General features: G+C 55.8%; 1 protein-coding gene. It reads left to right on the top strand.

What is annotated here, in order from left to right:
• Positions 1 to 474 (top strand): N-acyl amino acid synthase FeeM domain-containing protein (locus AC3WJR_RS20375; protein ID WP_492727487.1); only part of this gene is annotated, 474 nt, incomplete at its 5' end.
• Positions 475 to 554 lie beyond the last annotated feature (80 nt).

The following is a 554-nucleotide window of genomic DNA, read 5'->3' as shown; positions in this document are numbered from 1 at the left end:
GCAGAAGAACTTGATGCGTTCCGTAACGCCGAAGGCCGAAAGATTTGTGAACTAAGCCGCCTGGCGTTTGAGACGAGCTTGCCGTCCAAGCCTCTGTTGGCGGCGCTGTTTCACATTGTCTTCATTTACGGATACCATCACCATCGCTGCACCGACCTGTTTATCGAGGTCAATCCGCGGCATCGCCGCTTCTACGAAGCGATGCTCGGTTTCAAGGCAATCGGTGCCCCGCGAACCAACGAAAGCGTTGCCGCACCGTCGCAGCTTATGTGGCTGGAAATCGCAAGCATTCGCCCGCGTATTGAAATGGCTGCGGTCAACGCGACGTCAGACAAAGCTCAACGGTCGCTATACTCGCTATTTTTCTCGCGTGACGATGCGCTCGAGCTGGCCGAGGAGTTGACTTCGGACGAGGCGATCCAGCGCACGATGACCGGCAACGCGCTGGTAAAGATCTACCTGACGGATCTCTGAAGGACAAAAAAATGCCGCCGGTTTTCACCGGCGGCATTTACTGCGTTTCGCTTATGCGAAAGCGACAGTCGAGCTACGAC

The sequence above is a fragment of the Sphingomonas sp. FW306-05-A genome (genome assembly GCF_058782275.1).
Note: the sequence above shows the minus strand (reverse complement) of the source record. Positions and strands in the feature narration are given on the sequence as shown.